Below are 20,775 nucleotides of genomic sequence, written 5' to 3' on the forward strand. Positions count from 1 at the left end.
GCATGATTAATTCAATTCTAAAACTATACTCTTATTCGCCTGAGAATCTAAATTTATTTTGGGTAAGATTTTATTTTGATGAAAGACGTGCCTTCGGGACCTGAGTTATTACCATTGCTCAGACTGATCGCAAAAGAAATTTAATTTGGTGAGTCGGCAGCAGCGGATAGATCAACTTTGAAACGCAATATTCACCGGGATCTTTATAACAAAAAGCTTGACTTTTATGGGATTAAAAATATAATAAATGGTGGTTACTTTATTTCTTTTTTTATTCGGTCAGAGCCCGGTTTTGATTGAAAGTTTTACCAACATCCAATTTCCCCCTCCAGCCTGGGATACTTTAAAATCCGGACCCAATATGACCACCTGGTACCGCTTTACATATGGCACTGCTATTCCTGATTCCTATCATGTTAGACAACGTGTTTATGATGCCTCAGATACTTTGAGGACTGGCTGGTCAATATTATTGACTCCAGTTATGGACTTCACTGCCTATAATGGTCCTGAGAGTCTTTATTTCTGGTATAGATTTTCGCTCCCAAATAATAATATGGGTGCGGATGATACCATTTATATAGAAATAACAAATAACGATATAAATTGGTGGTGCTTATTGAAGATAGATGTATCTGCTGATACCAATGTTTGGCAGATTGCCCGGCTCAGCCTTGCCAGTTACGATACTTTTGCAAATGCAAGATTGCGTTTTAGATTTGAGGATAAGCCAAATGGCTCTTTAGGTACATCAAATTGTAATTTCTGGCTTGATTCAATTAAAGTTATTTCATACTATATTGATACGATTCCACCGGTGATTTTAAATACCTATCCAGCAAACGGTGATACTAACATTGGAATTGGCTCAAATATTTTATTTTATTTCAATGAGCCATTAGACATATCGACGATAATTCCTTCGGCATTCAGTGTATCAGGCAGTTCATCAGGGATTCACTCGGGTGCACTATCGTATGACAGTATAAATTTTGTTATTCAGTTTAATCCCGATAGCAATTTCTATTTTGGCGAGACGGTCAATGTCTGCGTGTACGATACTATAAAGGACCTCTCTGGTAACAGACTTGATGGTGATAACAATGGAAGCCCTGGTGGAGATTATTATTTTTATTTCTTGACCACCCTTGCACCAGATACAATCCCGCCTGCACCCGTAAATAATCTCGTAATTACCGACACTGGAACAGATTATGTAAAATTGCGCTGGACCGCACCTGGTGATGATGGAAATTCAGGTCGGGCAAGCTACTATGATATAAGATTCGCAAACTTTCTCATAACTGAAAGTAATTTCTATTCAGCAAATGAATGTGTCGGTGAGCCACCACCATCAAATGCAGGACAGATTGATTCTTTTATTGTCTTAGGATTAACACCGGGCACGCATTACTATTTTGCCTTGAAGACCGCTGATGAAGATTCAAACTGGTCATTGATCTCAAATGTTCCTTCTTGTACAACTCAGACCCCATTGGAGACATTACTGGTAATAAACGAATTTTTGCCCGACCCTGTTACATTCGATCATAATAATAATGGCAATTTTAACGACCTGGATGAAGAATTTATTGAAATTTTCAACAAGGCGATATATAGCATAGACCTTTCTGGATATAAGATAAAAGACCTTATCGGTTTACATACTTTAAACATTCCGAGTTTTACTATCCCTGCCTGTGGCTATCTTCTTTTATACGCAAGCGGTGAGGCGCTTTTAATAACTGGAGATGGTGATACATTACAGATTACAAACTGGACTGGAAACTGGACTGATTTAGATAATACTGGTGATACAGTATATTTTTATGATAACCTCAATAGATTGATTGATAAAAAGGGATATGTCGGCAATAATGTCATTCCTGATTTTTCTATTGCCCGATTGCCTAATGGTAGTAATACCTGGATAAATAATGCATTCCCAACTCCGGGCAGAAATAATGGGATTGAATATGTCTGGCCTATTTCGGTCGCATTCAAAGACCTGGATTCAAATTTTATTCCCGACCTCCTTGATTCTACAGTTACAATCTGCGGTATCGTGACCGTGCCCAATGGATTATTCTCAAGTCGGGAGGCATATATCCAGGATAACACCGGTGGGGTTTGTTTATACACAACTAATTTTCCGATTCCATTAAATTACGGAGATAGTATCATCGCAACGGGCAGGGTCGCTCAATATCGGGGTAAGAATGAGCTAACAAATTTTACATACCAGGTATTAAAACAGGGATGTGTAATTCCAGCTCCTTTTGAGATAAATGGTAATATTGCCAATACTGAGGTATATGAAGGCGCTCTGGTTAAAATTCGTGTTTCTTATTTTGGTGGTTTCCTTCTTTCGGCAACATCTTATACTGCCTATGATATGGCAAATATTCCTTTTAAGGTTTATATCAATGCAGGAACAAATCTTCCGGGGCATTTAGCACCAATTGATACATTTACCCTTGTTGGCATAAAAAGCCAGTATACGACAAGTTCAATTCCCAATGATGGTTATGAAATATTGCCCAGGGATACATCGGATTTTTCACATTTATTCATTATGCCTGCACTGAAGACGATTATGCTCTGTCAGACCCCGGGAAGTGATGGTGTATCATCAAAATATGTTGATAGTATGGTCGTAGTTGAAGGTGTTATCACCGGACCGAATTATGTATTTTCTTCGGGCAATCCAAGTTTCTATATACAGGATAATACCGGGGGAATAAATGTTTATAATCCCCAGGGTGATTCCCTGTTTGGTAGATATATTGATTCTTTAGGAGCAAGGTTTAGGGTCTTAGGAAAGGTTACCGAATATAATGGACTCACTGAAATTGCTAATGGTTACGCCTGGTTTCTTGGTATGGATACAATTCCATTACCAAAATTCCTTGAGCCAAATCGTTTTTTGACCGAATCAATGGAAGGTAGTTTGATAAGAATAAGAGGGGTTATTAAATCAACCCCGTATCAGACCGGTGATGGTTATAACTTTGAAGTTATGAATGGCGATTGTGGTATTGCAGTTAGATTTACAACAGGTAGTGGTATCAGTCCTGCTACGATAATCAAAGGTGAGACAAAGATTTTTACTGGCATTGTGGGACAATATGACCCTGAATTGCCCTACACATCCGGTTACCAACTATTACTAAGATTTCCTGATGATATAAAATCACCTGATTATGACTCAGCAAGCAGCGAGCCATTGATTGAGATCATTGGACCAAAGACTTTTTTGCCGGCAAAAGGTGAACAATTGCATTTGAGGATAAATTCACCACTTGATTATACACTGAATCTCAAGGTATATGATATGTCAGGCAGGATGGTCAGGGAATTATACGATGGTGCAGGTGGTCCGCAAGAGATTTACTGGGATGGCAAGGATGATTTAAGAAGACAGCTAAAGGTTGGGATTTATCTGTTGAATCTTAAGGCAAAGTCCTTGGAAGGCAAAACAATATTCAAAAGGACCCTGGTTGTGATTGGAACCGAGTTTTAAGGAGGATGATTGGAGATTATATTGACTATATGTCTTTTCCAGGCATTTGAACGCTATCAGGTATCGGCATATAACCAATCTTTATCTTTTGCGTGTGTTGCTACAGTTCAGGGTGTTGATGCATTGAGAATAAACCCTGCCGCACTTGCTTTATTAAACAAAAATAACATAAATGCAGGTTATGAGTATACATTTTCTCATATTGAAGGATTACAAAATATATTCTTTGGTTTTGCAAGACCATTATTTTATGGTGGTCTGGGCATAGGCATTAGCCAGTTTGGTTTTGAAGAACAGAAAGAACAGGCCATCACAGCAGGATATGGTTTGGGTTTGAGCAAAGATTTTTATGTAGGCACCACTTTTGATCTATATATGATACAGAACAAAAGGACTGGAACTGGCATAGCTTATGGTTTGAACCTTGGTATGCTTGGTAATCTGTCAAAAAAATGGTTCCTCGGCGTTTACGGACATAATCTAAATCAACCCCAATTTGGAGATTCAGATGTGGGCACGTTGCCAGCATCTTTCCAGGCAGGCATTGGATACAAACCATTTGAGGATATGACATCGGAGATTGATTTATCAATATCTGACCAGAATATAAGATTGCATACTGCAGGCCAATTTTCAATTATGGATTTTTTGAATTTAAGGACTGGTTTTAAGACCAATCCGAATTCCTTATCAGCAGGATTGGGTATAGATTATAAAAACATAAAGATTGATTATGCGTGTGAGTATTTTGTTGACCTTCCTTTGAATCACATTGTTTCAATAAATTTTGAATTTTAATAATGCTTTTCGTTTTTCTTATTTTTACAAACAACCAGATTGACCTTAATAGGGCAAAACTTGAAGACATATACAGATTGCCCTTGGATTCTGCTCTCTCCCAGATTATTTATAATCATCGTCAGATTTATGGTCCTTTTAGATCGGTATATGAATTGCTCAATGTTCCCGGGATGGATCCTGAGAATTTTGAGAAGATAAAGCCGCTTGTGAAGATTGCAGTTCCTTTTCCCCCAAGGGTTGAATGGGGTTCAATCATTGCTGAACAGAAGAAACTCGCGAGTGAGGAACCGCCTTCAAAGAGTGCGATTGATGAATGGGAAGATCTGTTATTTTCGCCATTCAATATCAATAAAGCCCGTTATGATGATTTAATTCTTATTGACCGTATGACACCGATAGATGCCCAGGCAGTTTTAAAAACAATTTCACAAAAGGAAATCAAATCATCCCGAGATTTGAGGCAAGTCAATGGATTGAGTTATTATAGTTATGTATCATTGAGAAGGTATGTCCAATATACAGACATAATTGATAAGAAATTTCATGGTTCAGCAAGGTTAAGACTTGAAAATAATAATCGCCTTGATACTGGTGAAGGTGATGAGAATATCGCCACCAGAATTTCTTATCTTGAACAGGCAAAATTAGAACTTGATAATACAATATTGAATCTGAAAAATTATTATGGATGGCAGGATGATGCGTGTGAAGGATTGAGAAAACAGATCGATACTTCGGTTATCTTATTAAAACAACTTAAGGCCGAGCCAGAATATTCATTGAGATTGAAGGGAAATTATGAAAAGAAATTGAGACTGGGAATTATTCATCAACCGAATAAAGATTTCACTAAAGGATATATTGGACTCGGTGATGTCGGACCGATTTATAGATTTTATCTGGGGAATTATCGGGTTGTGTGGGGAGAAGGGATAATGGTTGATAATACAGATGAATATCGGGCGCGGGTCTTTTCAAGGACAACAGGTATTTATGGTGATTTGACAGAAGCGAAGAATTATGTATTTACTGGCACTGCCGGGAGTTTTTTTCTACCATTACCGAAGAATGCAGGGAATATCAAACCTTCGTTTTTTTACTCCACTGCCCAGCGTGATGCAATATTAAACCCTGATGGCACGGTCTGGCGGAGTATCTTCAATTACTATGATTTTGATTATCTCAAGAATCAATTGAATGAGCAGGTTGCTGGTGTGAATCTGAGAATCTCGCCTTTGGAAAAGATCAATCCTGGTACATATATCGCACTGGAAGGAATGGTTCTCGATTATCCTGAGGATAAAATAAACCCTGACCCGAAATGGATTGATATACCCCTTGATAAATATGACCCCTGGTTCTATCCGGAGATAACGCAACTGTCAAAGAGTTCAAGAAGATACTATTATGGAAGCGAGTTTTCGGTGCCCTTTAAAAATACATATCTTGCCGGAGAATATGTAATACAGAGAGATTCAATGGAGAATAAGGCAGTTGCATATATTTTCAAATCAAGGCTCCAGTATGATTATTTTTATCTCAATGTTTTATACAGGTATTTCAGTCCTGATTATGACAATCCTTTTAATCGTGGTTTTTCCGAATACCGGAGGTTTGAAGATACACCATTTGAAAGACCTTATGCACTTGTGAATCCCGAATTTATTTCTATGTATGACGACCCAACACCAAAACCAGAAAAAGGCATATTCTTTGAGACTCGTTATCAACTGACCAGGAATATTACATTGACCCGTGCGTATCTGGATTTGTTTGAGAATGTGTGCCATAATTTAAACAATCTAAGAGGATATTTTGAATTTGAATTCCAGCCGATTTTTCCGGTTAGGATAAGGTATTCAGAAAAATATATCAGAAAATATCTGCCGAGGATAATCCAACCAACGCTTTCTTATACCCTTGAAACCTCAATCCGTGTATTGTTTTATCTTTCTAATTTTGATAATCTCGGTATAGAATACCGGAATGGTAATGTCTATATGACAGCCTCAGAAAATGAAGATATGGAATTGAGCGGCGGATTTTTGAATCTTTCATTTGAACATAATTTTCTTACGGGTTTTACAGTTGAAGGTGGACTGGTTTTGTGGAAGACCGATGGAATGAGCCAATGGATATTTGAAGATACGGGTATAGATTTTCTCTCAGATAGGGGGATAAAATATTATATTGCTGCATCTCAAAAAATCGGTAATCTATTGACCAAATTCAAATTCCGTAAAAAAGATACTTTCATTGAACACAACGGATTATACAACAATCCGGATTTATACTATCCGGATTTACCCGGGGCAAGGGTGGATGATTTTATAAATTATGAAAATAGCATTCGCATAAACCTACAAATAGATTATTTGTTTTAAAAAAACAAAAATTTCTGAATTCCTAAATACCTAAAGATATAGGCGTTATGCTTTAAGTAATAATACTTCATCCGCTTATAGATTGGTAATTGAATATCTATGGTTCAATTTTTGGTGGAATGAACCAAATCGGTGCTATTCAGTCAACAGCGCTGATTTCAATATATTTTTTGCATTTCACTGCTCCTCCTACGAGGGATTTTTTCTTTACCGGATTTGTCAAAAAAGAAAAATATTGGACGGCAATGTAGGGGGTGACATCATAAAAAGTAGATTTACATTCAAAAGAGAATTCCACAAAACTATATTGAGAATCGGTCTATCATACGAGTGTGGTGGTATAAATGGTGTCTATTTTAACACTTTTAACTACTCTTTGTTGAGGCCATAATCTTAAAGTACCATTTACTGTTAGGCTTTTCAAATATGGGACCCACGGATAGTGAGTATCATGAGTATCGTATATGGCATATAGAATTGCCCCTTGGATTGCCGATAATAAATACATTAGGTTTTTCTTATTCTACTCCGGATAAAGCAGCATTAATTCTTGGAACAGGCGCAAAAATTATTAAATCAGACGATGGGTTAGATTATACATTCTTACTATCCATCTCAGAGTAATGTTCAAATAGTATTTAGTTTCCGCAATTTTGGTCTTAACAAAATTGCCTTTTGTCGGATTAAAAATTTGTTTATAATATTTATGATTAAAATTAAAAGATAGTCTTACGCCATGATTTTCACCCTTGACGAAAAACATTTTTGCAGTATAATATAATTAGAATTTAATAAACAAAGGATTTGTTATGACCGAGTATCATCGGATTGGGAAAAATCACCTCACCTCACTCAAGATTTTTATTTAATCCTTCTGGAGAGGCAAATGCGGGCTAATCTGGCCTCGGGTAGGTTTTGTAGTGGTGCGATTTATCGCACATAAAAACCGAACTGAGGGAGGCGCAATGCCTCGGGTCGATAGAAACATTTGCTTCAAAAAGGAGGATTAAAATGAGAACTTTAAGATTCATATTTTTTGTTTCAATAATCATAGGGGCAATAGCATTTGCCCAGTAACCAAATGTTGTGTGGCAAAAGACATACGGAGGCAACATGGGGGATAAAGGATATTCTATTCAAGCAACTCAGGATGGTGGCTTCATAATTGCAGGCTCAACTTATTCATTCGGTGCTGGTAACACTGATATCTATCTTATCAAAACAGATGCATTCGGCAATGTAGAATGGCAAAGGACCTTTGGGAGTGCAAATTATGATGAAGCGTGGTCTGTCATACAAACGAGTGACTTAGGATATGTAGTTACGGGTAGTTATGATGAAGATGGAGCGGGCGATATTTATCTTATTAAGATTGCACAAAATGGTAATCCTCAGTGGGTTAAAGAAATAAATTTAGGCTTTCAGGAATGGGGACAATCTGTTATAGAGACTGCGGATGGTGGTTTTGCTATTGTCGGTGGGCAAGTGGGCCCAGACCCGGGGCAAGTTCTACTTGTAAAAGCAGACAATCTTGGAAATGTAACATGGACGAAAACGTACGGTTTAACAAACCAGATAGATTGCGGTTTTTGTATTCAGCAGGTTTATGAAAACTACGAATATAAATTTGTTATTGCTGGTTCGGTATACAATCCCAATACAACAAGCCGCGATGTCTGGCTCTTAAAAACTGATGAATATGGTAACTTATTGTGGGAAAAAAGATTTGGTTATAATGATTGGGATGATGGCAAGTATGTAACGAAAACAAATGACCAGGGATATATTCTTTGCGGTACTGTTAGGTATGCTGGGGCGATTTTCTTGTGGCTAATTAAAACCGATGTTCAAGGCAATTTGGTGTGGGAGAAAAAATTACGACCTACCACCACCTCAGCTGCTCGGGGATACATCGTAAAACAGACAGGTGATGGCGGATATATTGCAGTGGGAGAGGCGATGTTGACCACCAACTGGGATGTTTATATTGTTAAAGTAAATAGCAGGGGGAATATTGAGTGGCAAAAGACAATTGATTATGGAAACAATTATGATGACCATGGTTACTCTTTGGATATAATAGCCAACAACGAATATATTATTGCTGGCGCCACATTCCTTAACCCCTACGGTCCTCCATACTACGATCTCTATCTTGTCAAACTCGGTCCAATGCTCAATGATACCGATGACCCATTATCGCTTGCTTACAATGGTAACCGACATTTAGTTCGTGAACCCAATACTGAAAGATTGCATCTGGTCTATACCCGGCTGGATTCGGTAATCTATCAATATTCTTCAGATGGTGGTATAAATTGGACAGCGCCCCTTGCCATCGGTGAAGGGAAATTTCCGGCGATTACATTGAGTTCAAGTAATCTACCTTCGGTCACCTGGACTGACGATATTGGTGGTTTATGGTATAAGCGGAAGATTAACCTAACTCAATGGAGCGTTATCTATCATCTCTATGACCCCTGGGCATACTGGCAGGCTCGTTTGAATTCACCGCCTTCAATCGCCATTACACCTCATACTACCGGTGATAGTGTTCATATTCTTTGCACGATGCATAGTCCGGCAAACGGACCGATAAATTGGGTTGGTGAATATGCATTCCGGATTGACCAGCCGTTGTCGGGTTCGTTCTCAGAAATTGAGGGCGGTGCTGGTGCTACGGCTGGACCGATTCGCTATAATCCATCAATTGCCCGAAGTAGCATAGATAATTCCCTCCATGCAGTCTGGCAGAGGGCTGATACAATCTGCTATGCGACAAGAGAAATTGGACAGAATTGGCAAAACTGGGGACCACGGTTTGAACAGGATGGTCTCCGCTCCGCCCATCCCTTTGTTGAATGCTATGGTGATATGGTCTATGTGGTCTGGGAGCATAAAGTGACACCATGGCTAATGGAGGATGTATATAAAGGATGGACACGCAGTGATATTCAGCCGCCGAATTTCTATTGGGACAACCTCAGCCGAACACCTGACCTACCTTCAAGGATGCCGGTGAATGCCTCGGGGACATTCACGGTCTATGCTGAAATGCCATCACCGCCCCTTGATACCTGGTATGAAGTCTATTATAAAGTCCATCCTGATGACGAGCGTTATAACATAAGCCAAACCCTTGAGGAAAGGTCATATTATCCGCATTCCGTTGCAAGGTTTACAAGTTCAAGGACCTATCTTTACACTGCCTGGCTTGAAGGTAGTGGCATACCTTACGAAATCAGATTCAAGAAACTGCAATATATTCCAACCGAACTTCCGGCATATCTCACTTCAGTCAATGGCAATGAGATACCCTCGCCCTATCTTGTCCAACGCGACAGTTTTATCTCTACTTGGCAGATTCCAGTGGATATTGGCTATCAGACAATCACTTACAGATTCCCGCTTGAGCCCGGCTATCGGTATAAAATCAAAGCGGTTGCCTATCATGAAACTTCGGGTCAGTGGCGAGAATGGGTAAAGATAGACGGTAAATTAAAACATTTAATCAAATACAATGCCTACGAGCCCGAGAGCCTTCAATTCTGGATTCCGCCGGCATTCTATAAGGATGGCAAGATTGATGTGGTCTTTGAGCGGATTTCTGGCGACTTTGCAACTGCCGGTTCAATCTACATTTATCAGTATGAATATGAAGAAGAAGCAACAGAACTTGCTTCTGGTCCAATGGCGCAGGAATCCCATACACTGAACAATATCGGTCTTGCAATCTTTCCCAATCCATTCAGAGACAAATTGAATATCAGATACACGATATCAGATGCAGGGCAAGGCTTCAGCCTTGCAATAAAAATCTACGATGTTTCTGGAGGGTTAATAAAGCAATTCAACAATCCATCTGAAAAAATCATCTGGGATGGCAGAGATGAATATGGTAGAAAGGTTACGCCCGGCGTATACTTCCTGAAAGTTGATAATCCTGATACCAAACAGACATTCACACACAAACTCATAAAACTGGAGTAGCAGGACAAACTGAGGGGGCTCAATAAAGAGCCCCCTCTGAGGGAGGAGAGATGGGAGGATGGCTCTTATTTTTCGGCTTTTTAATTTCTGGTTTCGTGCAGAAATGGTATATTCCAAAAGGATTGGATTTTGGAGCGGGAGGAAAAATTTGCAGCAGGGATGTTGACCGAGATGGGCATTATGAACTCATCTTTGCTACATATGTTGGTGGCGGATATACACTTTATTTCTACAAATATATACCACCCAACACTTGGCAAGTTGATTCGCTTCCGCATCCCAATCACCCACTTAATTTATGGGATATTGGCGATTTTGATGGTGATGGTCTTTATGATATTGTTACGCAGCGTGGCGAGGCGAAACGTTGGTGGGAGGGTATTTCCATCTTTGAATCCCCTGATTCCTTTTCCTATCCCACCCAGGAGGTCTGGCGGGATACGGTGGGACAGGGGTTAGTTGTTCCAATCTGTGTTTATGATATTGATAAAGATGGAATACCTGAGATTGTTAAGGTACTGGGTGACTACATCCACCTCCATATCTATGAATCTGTAGATGATAATCTTTATGATAAAATCGCAGAAATTACAACTTCTGTACCCAATAATTCATCGTCCACTCTCGCCTTCAGTGACTTTGATTCAGATAATCAAAATGAATTTGTCTGGGGTTATTCTGCAGGACAATACAGCATTTTTGAGTGCATTGGAAACAATTCTTACCACGAAATCATTTCACAGCAACTCCCCACCCGCAACATCAAAGACTGCTTTACCGTTCCTGATGCCGATGGTGATGGGAAGTTAGAGTTTGTGGTAAAGGGATTTGTTTTTGATACAAATCCGTTTAGTGCCTTTATCTTTGAGGCAACAGGTAATAATACCTACGAGATTGTAAAAACTTTTGTCCTTTCGGGATTAGTTAGCTGGTGGTATGGTGGTGGTTATTCTGATGTGGGCGATGTAGATGGCGATTCTGTACCTGAGATTGCACTTGAGGCTGATGCCTATGTCTATCTCATCAAATCCTGTGGCGATGATTCTTTTTATCTCTGGGACACATTACCTGGCAATTACAATGGCTCCTGTGTGCGGGTGACAAATGATTTGGATAATAATGGTTTGAATGAGATTGTAATCTCCGGCGGCAATCAGACCAGAATCTATGAGAAGACGCCTGAGGTCGCCTGGTTCTGTCCCGAGCCCTATGACACATTCTGGGCAAATGACACGGTCTATCCGCGATGGAGACTTGATGAGACAATTGCCCTTGATTCATTGAGATTATATTGGGCACATTATCAGTTTGGTTGCCATTTGATTTATGAAGGATTACCAACAGATACGATGTGTGCTTGGGTAGTTCCTGATACCCAGGCTAATATGGCAAACTATCTCTGGTTGGTGGTTAAGGGTAATGGGCGATATGATTCCACATATTCCCCAGTCTTTTGTATCAGACGTACACAGGGCGTCAAAGAAATCACAATTTCGCAATCCACAATCCGAAATCCGAAATTAGAAATCCATCCCAATCCATTTACAAATCACTGCGTGATTAAATTCCAAATTCCAAATCCCAAATCCCAAACAAATCCCAATTCCCAAATTTCAAACAAATCCGCAATTCGCAATCCGAAATCCGAAATTTTATTAATGGTTTATGATGTTACGGGACGGGTGGTTAAACAATTTAACCATTTAACCATTCAACCATTTAACCAGATTGTCTGGTCGGGTGATGATGATTCTGGTCAAAAGGTTTCCAGTGGAGTATATTTTATAAAATATGAAGAGAAAAAAAGCAAGGAGATTATTTATCAGAAAGTAATCAAGATAGATTAGAATTTTTTAAATATTTAAAATAAGGAATTATGCAAAGGAAAGAAAGGAGGAAAGATGAAGAGATTAGTGTTAACAATAATTGCCATCGCAGGCACAATATATGCCTGGCAGAATAACAGTGTAGTAACGCCACCTGATTATGTTTTGCAGGGTAAGGCAGGTCCACATTATAATGGCTCACGCACATCACCAGGTACTGTAGTAGGAACGACTTGGCTAGACTGGCTGTATAATGGTTCCGGCGATAAGCATATGTTCTGGCCAACTCCAAGAGGTGCATTCCATTTTTGCTTCCCACATATGCTTTCCTCAGGACCCTCTACCAGAAGGCCGTGCTATAATTATTTTCGGCCGCCAAATTACTGGCTCGGTCCAACACAGATTGACAGTTCAGGGAGTGTGCCGCTTAATATTGACTGCCTGGACTATGGCAGGGCTGTGTGTGCATTAACACGTTCAATTGGAGGGGTAGTTACCCCAATATTGTATATTGATACTATTGAAGGTACAGGCTCGTTCATTCCACATATAATCCCCGCTAATGACCAAATTAGCCTTCTCAAGGTATGTGTTGATACTGTCCATAATCGTATATGGGTCTCAGGCGTTCAGTTAAATGCCGGGGTTGGTTGTGTAACCTATTCAGATGACCAGGGACAGACCTAGGCAGACTGGATAGATAACCTTGGAGGAGTACCTCTTGATACATTACATTTTGATTTAGGCGGCCGACAGGTCTGGGTAACGAGTCCCGGTGGCAAGGTTGTACTCATAAGTAATGATAATGTTAATCTTGATTACCATTACTGGGAGACAACCGATAACGGCGAAACCTGGACTTACGACACTGTGTGGTATTGGAATTTTCCAACGGATTCAGTAATAGGTTATATCTGGTGTGACGCAGTATATGATAACAACAACCATCTCCATGTGGTCTTTACAGTAATAGACACGATTGGTCAGGGTTCTGCTGGTAGTGGCTGGCGTTCACAGATCAGACACTGGAATCAGGCAACCGGTCAGGTAAGTATCGTCGCCTCAGGTTGGTACGAGATTTCACCAGGTCCCGGTGCAAATCATCCGACAGTGAGTGAACCCCAGATTGGAATTAATCGTGTGACCGGCGATTTGTATTGCACCTGGTGTAAGGCTGATACCAATGATATTGCCCAGAATGGTTTAGCCAATCTTGATGTCTGGGGTGCACGGTCAACAGATAATGGCCTGACCTGGATAGAACATCATAATATTACAAATTCCCATACCCCTGGTGCACCCCCTGGTGAGTGTGATGATGACCGTTATCAAACCCTCAACTCTGAGGTCAATGATGCGGGTTCCGGGTTCGATACATTATATCTTTTCTATTTAAATGACAAGGAGGCGGGTCCCTGAGTACTCCTCACTTTTTCTCCTCCCCCTTTGATGGGGGAGGATTAAGGTGGGGGTGATAAAGATGGATTTCTCTCTTGATTCTTTTTCAATTTATTTTAAAATCATGGCGGAGGCTTATAATGAAAAAATCCATTAAAATTTTCTATAAAACCCATAATCATATCCTTCAGCTAAAAAACTTTATGAATATCTTACTCTCACCGCTCCACAAAAACCCACTCAAGACCCTCCAATTGCTCACGGCAACTTTTGTTGACATCCGTAAACCAGTCCTGTGTGAATTGGCGCGCCAATTACCGGTTCCGGTTAAATTCAAGACTAATTTAAATAGACTCTGGCGTTTCTTTGCCAAAAGCAAATTTACACTTGAAGATGCTTACGCGGGTATCATTCCTTATTTTCTGGAGTGGCTCAAAAGCCGAAAGTATTTAGAGATTCTTATTGATTGGACGAAAGTGGGTAATTACTCGGTACTTTATTTATCCTTGCCTTACCAGAAACGGGCGATTCCGCTTTTTTGGCGGGTGGTTGATTATCTGAACGATGAGCATTGGCAGAATCGGGTTGAGCGTGAGTGTCTTGGGGTATTTATTAGTTTGGTGCCGCAGTATTTATGGAGGCAGATTGTGATTGTAGCGGACCGTGGTTTTGGGAAGGTAGAATTTATTAAGTTTTTGAAGGGTTTGGGTGTTAATTTTGTGATTCGTGTGAAGGGTGATGTTTGGGTTAAGTATGGTAGATTTTCTGGCTGTATAAAGGGCATGCGTTTAGGGAAGAATGAAACAATGTGGTGGCAGGAGGTTTTGTATCATAAGGTGGTGCAGGAGCGGATAAATCTTGTTTTGAGATATGATTCAAATGATCCCTGGTATTTGGTAACTGATTTAGCTGATAGTGAGGAGGTGATAGCGATTTATGGGCATCGGATGCGGATTGAGGAGAGTTTTCGTGATTTCAAGAATGAGAGATACTTTTCATTAAGGGCGGCTGGTTTAAAGGGTGTTGTTAAGATGGAAAAGTTGATTTTAGTGGCTGTGGTTGCGTATATGTTTGTGATTCTTTTGGGTGCGGTTAGTGAACGGATAAAGGAGTTTATTGATTTGGTTTCTATGGTTAAAAAGGGTAATAAGAAATTGTTAAGCAGTTTCCGATTGGGTTTAGAATTATTGAATAAGCTGGATTTATCCAAATATCCGTGGCTTTTTCATTTCAAAAAATTATGCCCAACCGAATCTTAAAAAGTGAGGAGGACTCAGGGCGGGTCCATGGCAGTACTACCCACCTGGGATAATGACCGAAAATCCGGTTCTGTTCTATGCCTATGCCTGGAATCCACACGGTATTGTAGAGAATATAACTCAAATACCGAAGAAATTTGGTCTGGAGATTATCCCGAATCCGGTGAGCGGTCAGACTGAGATTATATATACCACACCAAAATCAGGCGATGTTTCAATCCAGTTATATAGCGTGGATGGCAGGATGGTTCAGACCATTGATCAGAAATACAAAGAAGGTGGTAAACACAGAATGGTGCTCAGTGTTCGTGAATTCACAAGCGGCATCTATGTTGTTATACTCAATGTTGATAATCAAAGGACTACTGGTAAACTGGTTGTCACACGCTGACGGCAGCAGTCGTTCGTTTGCGTGATTTTAATCATCAAAACACCCTGAGTTTCGGTTCAATTGAAGAATATTTTGAAAGAATCATTTTTCAAACTGGACATTGCCGAATTTTGCCAGTGCGTAGATCGTAGCACCTGCAAGAACAAAAGAGACCGCCTGACCACCAAAGCCATACAAGTATTTTTTCTGCCAGGATAATTTTATCCGCTGCTTTTGTTTTAATTGGTTTTCTACGAGCAATCCTGGCAATGCCTGGTAGGAGCCATAGACCAAAAAGACATATCCCCAGGCAACAGGGTTGAAAGATTTGAATATCGCACCGGATTGCTCTATTACAATACCGCTAAGCCCGGAGATAATGAATATATCCCGTGGTGTGTAATCGTATTTGTTAGCAAGGAAAGACCATGTACATACAAACGGTGCGTAGAAACCCGAGGCGAGATAAAGGTCAGTCTTTGTATCCGGGTGTAAAAGTATCTTTTCGCTGTCCGGAAGTCTAAAATTATCCATTATTGCAAAACTTTCTAAGAGCATGCCTGAACCTTCTCCCCATATTGCGAATTTCAAACCAAGGGGCAGGGGAATTTTATCCGAAAATTTCCTTAGTGATTTTCTGAGCAACCATGAATAACCATATACCGAGGCAATCGTCAAAGACCAATATGAATTCGTATCAATCAATGTAAACATAGGCGGTATATTTGAAGCACAGAATACTACACTTTGTGTAAGACACGAAGATCGGTCTTCTGATTGCTGAATGCTATCTATTTTAGTGGCGGTTAGATTACAAATTGGAGAAGTATAAGTTCCTGCAAATATAATACTAAAATATATTGTAATGAAATTCATTGCTTTATTATAACGAAAAAAAAGAAATTGTAAAGAGATTAGCCCGGATTATTCATACTCCTTTTGATGAACTCCGGTCAAGTGCAGTACCAAAGCGGTTTTATACCATTTTTTGAGCATAAAAAATTTTAACACTCTGTTTTTCCTTTTTGTCATTGCGAGGAGTGAAGCGACAAAGCAATTTCATGTTTGCTATTGGCTAATAGCCAACTGCTAGTGGCTAAATTATGAGAGTGCCACGCCCCTGTTTTCTCTACTGAGACCAAGAAGAGTTGGCAAGGGGTTGCAATGACATCGTGGGCGACTAATTAGGGCTGGCAATTGTGCACCGGTTTTACTTGTTTACGACCGACATAATTATACAGCAGCAAGCCCTTTTTATTACTGGATTACGAACCGGATTGTGAATAATCAGGTAGTTGACCGCTACTGGAACACCAAACAGAAACTTGGTTAGCCGGATTCGGTTGATGCGGATTCAATAGAAGAGGCAAGATTTAAAGATGGCTATTATTGGGTCAAGGTGATTGCTGCAGATATTAAAAACAATGCTGACACCGAGTCGGTGAAGGTCACCGTTGCCAATTTCCGGCCTAAGGTTAAATCCACTATTCCCACCAATGGTCAAATCAATGTGCCATTGAATCAGCATATCCGGGTAGTATTTTCTGAACCGATGGACCAAAATGTAGCACTATGGCAGGCGATAACTATCTCACCGGGTGTCTCTGGCGATTGGGTATGGCTTAATGATAAAGAAATAGATTTTACTCCCGACCCATCTTTTATTAGGAATACAACATATACAGTTAGTTTAAGCAGTCAATTAAAAGATTTACAGGGTCAAGAATTGATTCCTTACAGTTTTTCGTTTACAACCGGTACTCAACCAGGTGCAGATAATCCCCAGGGTTATCCGACTGCGTTTCACTGGGAAAGTGCTGAACCGGCAAGCTGGCTTGACCTCTATGCCTATCCATACATTTACCAATTTGAGGATTTCTATTTTTATGGCCAATTATATTCCTGGTATTATGCCGTTAAAACAGGAAATATCTGGTTTAGTACTCCACGATATGACCTCCATTTTGACCTTCCAACTGCGGGTGGCGACAATGCAGGTGTGATTGCAGCCTATAATGACTCAATTACAATTACTGGATTGAATCAAGGATGGATTAGACAGATTAAGAAATACAATCCCGACCGAAAAATTATTGAATGGCGCTATATTAATCGGGATACTACAAAAGATACAACAAGTTTTGAGGTGACTATCTTTCTTAATGAATACCCCGGGCGTTTTAGATATGATTATCGTAAGTGCGATGTAAAGAGATTTTGGAATGATGGTGGTTCGGGGATAAGTTCAGGTGATGGTATTCATTATTTCAACATTACTGAAAAATATGGTCCGGTTTATACCCTCGCCCCGGCTTCATTTATTTTCACCACTGACCCGGTGCCAGGGCATCCAAGAGACCCGGCGGCGCGTTATCCATTAGCCTCAGAGTTTGTCACCCTTACCTGGCGCCAGAATCCCGAGCCGGATTTGGCAGGGTATATTGTCTATCGTCGGCGTGGTGATAGTCTCAGTTACAGGACGCTTGATACCACAGTGGTAAATAACTTTACCGATACCTTAGTTCAATTAGGGAATACCTATATCTATCGTGTCACTGCAATTGACACCCTGGGGTTAGAGAGCACCTATTCAGATTCAGTGGTTGTAAAATATGGACCGCGGGAAGTAGATAATCCACTGGCAACCGCCTACAACAATGGTCGTAAGATTGTCTCAAGCCCGACTGGCGATAAGGTTCACTTGGTCTATTCATCGGGTGGGGGTATTTACTATTGTTATTCGCAGGATTCAGGCAAGAGTTTTTCAAGCAGTGAACTTGTTGGAAGCCCGGGTGAATATCCGGCGCTGGCAATTGATACCTCAGGAGATCCCTGTGTCTCGTGGGTATCGGGTTCATATATTTATTATACCCACTGGACCGCAAGTTGGGCACCACCGGAGACTATAGTTTTACCAGTCGTAAATGTCTCACCACCATCAATGGTCTGTGATACTACGGATACAGTTCATCTTGTTTTTGTTCAATATTATTGGCTACCTTCCGATACCGGTGATTTAATCTATATAAAATTCCATAAAGGGCACTTTCAGGATGCGATTATTGAAACATTATACACCCATATCTGGGCTCGCACCCCATCCTTGGTCATTGATAATTCAAGGATTCTGCATCTACTATGGCAAGGTGAAAGGAGCATTTGCTATCAAGAGAAAGATTCAACCGGCTGGTCAGGGATTGATACGATTTATCGGACAACAACAAGTGAGAGATTGTATCCGGTAATTGACCTATATGGAAATAAGATTATGACCGTCTGGCAGGACCGGGATTCATTGGGCAATTTAGAGATTTATAGCCGGCAGAAGACGGAAATCGGCTGGCAGAATGTGAAAAAGGTTGCGACAACTATTGGTGAATCAAAATTTCCGACTTTATCAGGTGGACATTATTGTCTTTGGCTGGATAATACGTCTGGAAACTGGGAAGTATATATGAGTCAGTATGTGGATACATCAGGAAGTTGGACCTCACCAGAGAATATCTCTAATACAACGACTGCCTCAGTTTTTCCACATTCTGCATATTCTTTAGTGAATGCTAATAATGCAAAGTTATATTGCCTCTGGACCGAAGGTGATACGATTCCATATACGATTAAGTTTAAAAAACTTAATGTCTCACCAGTGGCAAAGGTCTTTGTGGACTTAGGGCAGGCAGTGCAGTCTCAATATTGTTTAAGGCGTGATGGTTATTGGGTATTTGGTGATAAGCCTTATCAGACTACGGATTGGGGGTATGAGAATTTGAGATATAAATTTACTGGGTTAGACCCGGAGAAGGTATACAGAATGGACTTGGCGTATTATTTTGAGAATCAGGTGAGCAAGGGCGATTTGGGGCAGATTAAGGCAATTGGGGGCAATTCAGGGCAAATTAAGGCAATTGAGGGCAATTTCGGTCAATTAGAGGCAAAAGGGGAATTAGGAGTTATCAAGGGATATGACGGGTTATCAGGGAATAACGGGCTTGAAGTCCCTGCTCCTACAAGTCGTGAACCGCGTACCGTGAACCGTGAAACGGAAAATTGTAGCGGTGCGATTCATCGCACGGATGGGATGCTGAAACAAGTTCAGCATGACAGATACAAAAATGATGTTTCTATTCCAGAAGACGAGAGAGGCATCGGCAGGATTATTCAGGCGCTGGTGGTGGATGGAATTGGATTGGATACGACATTTATTACCCCGAATCATTTAAAGAGGATTTCAGTCTGGTTGCCACAGAATACCTATACGGATGGAGAGATAATTATTGATATTTCAAAAGTCAAAGGCAAGCGGGTGGTTTGTAGTGCGATTGGGCTATATGAATTCCCTGTTGAAAAATCAATGGTACAAAAATTTTTCGGTCCTCAGGGTGCAGAAACGCAACTTGCAAAGCCATTTTACTTTGATAGAATCTATCCGAATCCGACAAACGGTATGATAAGGCTAAGATTCAATTCGCCGGACGAGCGCAAAATTTCAATCAAAATCTACGATGTCTGTGGCCGGCTAATGCATAAAGAAGATATCTTAAAATCAAGGATTGGCATGAATGAGGTTTGGACAAAACCTGAAGGACTTTCTGCCGGTGTCTATTTTGTTTGCCTTGAGGCAGAAGGATATGAAAAGATAGAGAAAGTAGTTTTGTTGAGATAACTAATTCGTCCAATTGAAATTGGAAGCTAACACAGGTTAATCTGCCAGGCGGATTGCGGTTACCAAGTCTAAAAATTTTATAACACAACACTCCTCATTTCAATAAGATTATTTTTTGCTTTAAACTGTGACCTTGACATTTCGTTTGATGTTTGTATAATTCGCTATGGTAATTAAAATTAAAAAAATTATAATTTTAGTGATAGTATTTTTGATAACCCTTTACGCCCAAAAGACATCGGAGAGTATCAATGTCCAGTGTACAATATGCGATTCAGTCTCAAGAGAGCCAATTCCATATGTTCAGGTAAGATTTGAAAATCTAAATAAGTCTTTCACTACCAGGCGGAGCACTTTTTATCTTTCATTACCACCGGGCAAATACGATATTATTCTTGAAGCCCCTGATTATGAAGTTTTGCGAAGGCAGTTTACGGTTTCTGCCACGAACAATAATTTTATGTTTGAAATGGTTAAATTATCAGATAGAAAAAGGATAACAGAGCATTATCATAAATTCCATACCTGCCTTGATTCTTTTAATTATCTGTTGAAAAATAT

At 40.1% G+C, this 20,775-nt stretch carries 13 protein-coding genes; 12 read left to right on the forward strand and 1 reads right to left on the reverse strand.

Features of this window, described 5'->3' with window-relative positions:
- The first annotated feature begins 250 nt into the window (after positions 1 to 250).
- From ABIL39_09535 to ABIL39_09580, 10 genes are all read left to right on the forward strand, one after another.
- On the forward strand, positions 251 to 3,523 hold the full coding sequence (locus ABIL39_09535) for an Ig-like domain-containing protein (GenBank protein MEO0166364.1): 3,273 nt from the start codon (positions 251 to 253) through the stop codon (positions 3,521 to 3,523).
- 9 nt (positions 3,524 to 3,532) lie between these two features.
- Positions 3,533 to 4,321, forward strand: a complete 789-nt coding sequence (locus ABIL39_09540) for a hypothetical protein (GenBank protein ID MEO0166365.1) — start codon at positions 3,533 to 3,535, stop codon at positions 4,319 to 4,321.
- Positions 4,322 to 4,323: 2 nt separating this feature from the next.
- On the forward strand, positions 4,324 to 6,708 hold the full coding sequence (locus tag ABIL39_09545) for a helix-hairpin-helix domain-containing protein (protein ID MEO0166366.1): 2,385 nt from the start codon (positions 4,324 to 4,326) through the stop codon (positions 6,706 to 6,708).
- A 426-nt stretch (positions 6,709 to 7,134) separates the two neighbouring features.
- A complete protein-coding gene (locus tag ABIL39_09550; protein MEO0166367.1) occupies positions 7,135 to 7,332 on the forward strand; it encodes a hypothetical protein in 198 nt (65 codons plus the stop codon).
- 489 nt (positions 7,333 to 7,821) lie between these two features.
- On the forward strand, positions 7,822 to 10,698 hold the full coding sequence (locus tag ABIL39_09555; GenBank protein MEO0166368.1) for a T9SS type A sorting domain-containing protein: 2,877 nt from the start codon (positions 7,822 to 7,824) through the stop codon (positions 10,696 to 10,698).
- A 50-nt stretch (positions 10,699 to 10,748) separates the two neighbouring features.
- On the forward strand, positions 10,749 to 12,545 hold the full coding sequence (locus tag ABIL39_09560) for a T9SS type A sorting domain-containing protein (protein ID MEO0166369.1): 1,797 nt from the start codon (positions 10,749 to 10,751) through the stop codon (positions 12,543 to 12,545).
- A gap of 54 nt (positions 12,546 to 12,599) precedes the next feature.
- Complete coding sequence (locus tag ABIL39_09565) at positions 12,600 to 13,211, forward strand: hypothetical protein (GenBank protein MEO0166370.1); 612 nt, start codon at positions 12,600 to 12,602, stop codon at positions 13,209 to 13,211.
- A 183-nt stretch (positions 13,212 to 13,394) separates the two neighbouring features.
- Positions 13,395 to 13,943, forward strand: coding sequence for a hypothetical protein (locus ABIL39_09570; protein ID MEO0166371.1), 549 nt, complete (start codon positions 13,395 to 13,397; stop codon positions 13,941 to 13,943).
- Positions 13,944 to 14,062: 119 nt separating this feature from the next.
- On the forward strand, positions 14,063 to 15,181 hold the full coding sequence (locus ABIL39_09575) for an IS4 family transposase (protein MEO0166372.1): 1,119 nt from the start codon (positions 14,063 to 14,065) through the stop codon (positions 15,179 to 15,181).
- Positions 15,182 to 15,233: 52 nt separating this feature from the next.
- On the forward strand, positions 15,234 to 15,572 hold the full coding sequence (locus ABIL39_09580) for a T9SS type A sorting domain-containing protein (GenBank protein ID MEO0166373.1): 339 nt from the start codon (positions 15,234 to 15,236) through the stop codon (positions 15,570 to 15,572).
- A gap of 81 nt (positions 15,573 to 15,653) precedes the next feature.
- Here the strand turns inward: ABIL39_09580 and ABIL39_09585 are convergent, their stop codons facing one another.
- Entirely contained in the window at positions 15,654 to 16,427 is a 774-nt protein-coding gene (locus ABIL39_09585) for a hypothetical protein (protein MEO0166374.1), read from the reverse strand.
- A gap of 523 nt (positions 16,428 to 16,950) precedes the next feature.
- On the opposite strand from ABIL39_09585, the gene ABIL39_09590 reads away from it, so the two are divergent.
- Both ABIL39_09590 and ABIL39_09595 read left to right on the forward strand, forming a co-directional pair.
- Positions 16,951 to 20,214, forward strand: a complete 3,264-nt coding sequence (locus ABIL39_09590; GenBank protein MEO0166375.1) for an Ig-like domain-containing protein — start codon at positions 16,951 to 16,953, stop codon at positions 20,212 to 20,214.
- Between the two features lie 166 nt (positions 20,215 to 20,380).
- Positions 20,381 to 20,775, forward strand: a 395-nt coding sequence (locus ABIL39_09595; GenBank protein MEO0166376.1) for a hypothetical protein, incomplete at its 3' end; no start/stop codon positions are given.

This window comes from candidate division WOR-3 bacterium (genome assembly GCA_039802205.1).
Classification (GTDB): Bacteria; Hydrothermota; Tepidihabitantia; order SM23-42; family JAOAFX01; genus JAOAFX01.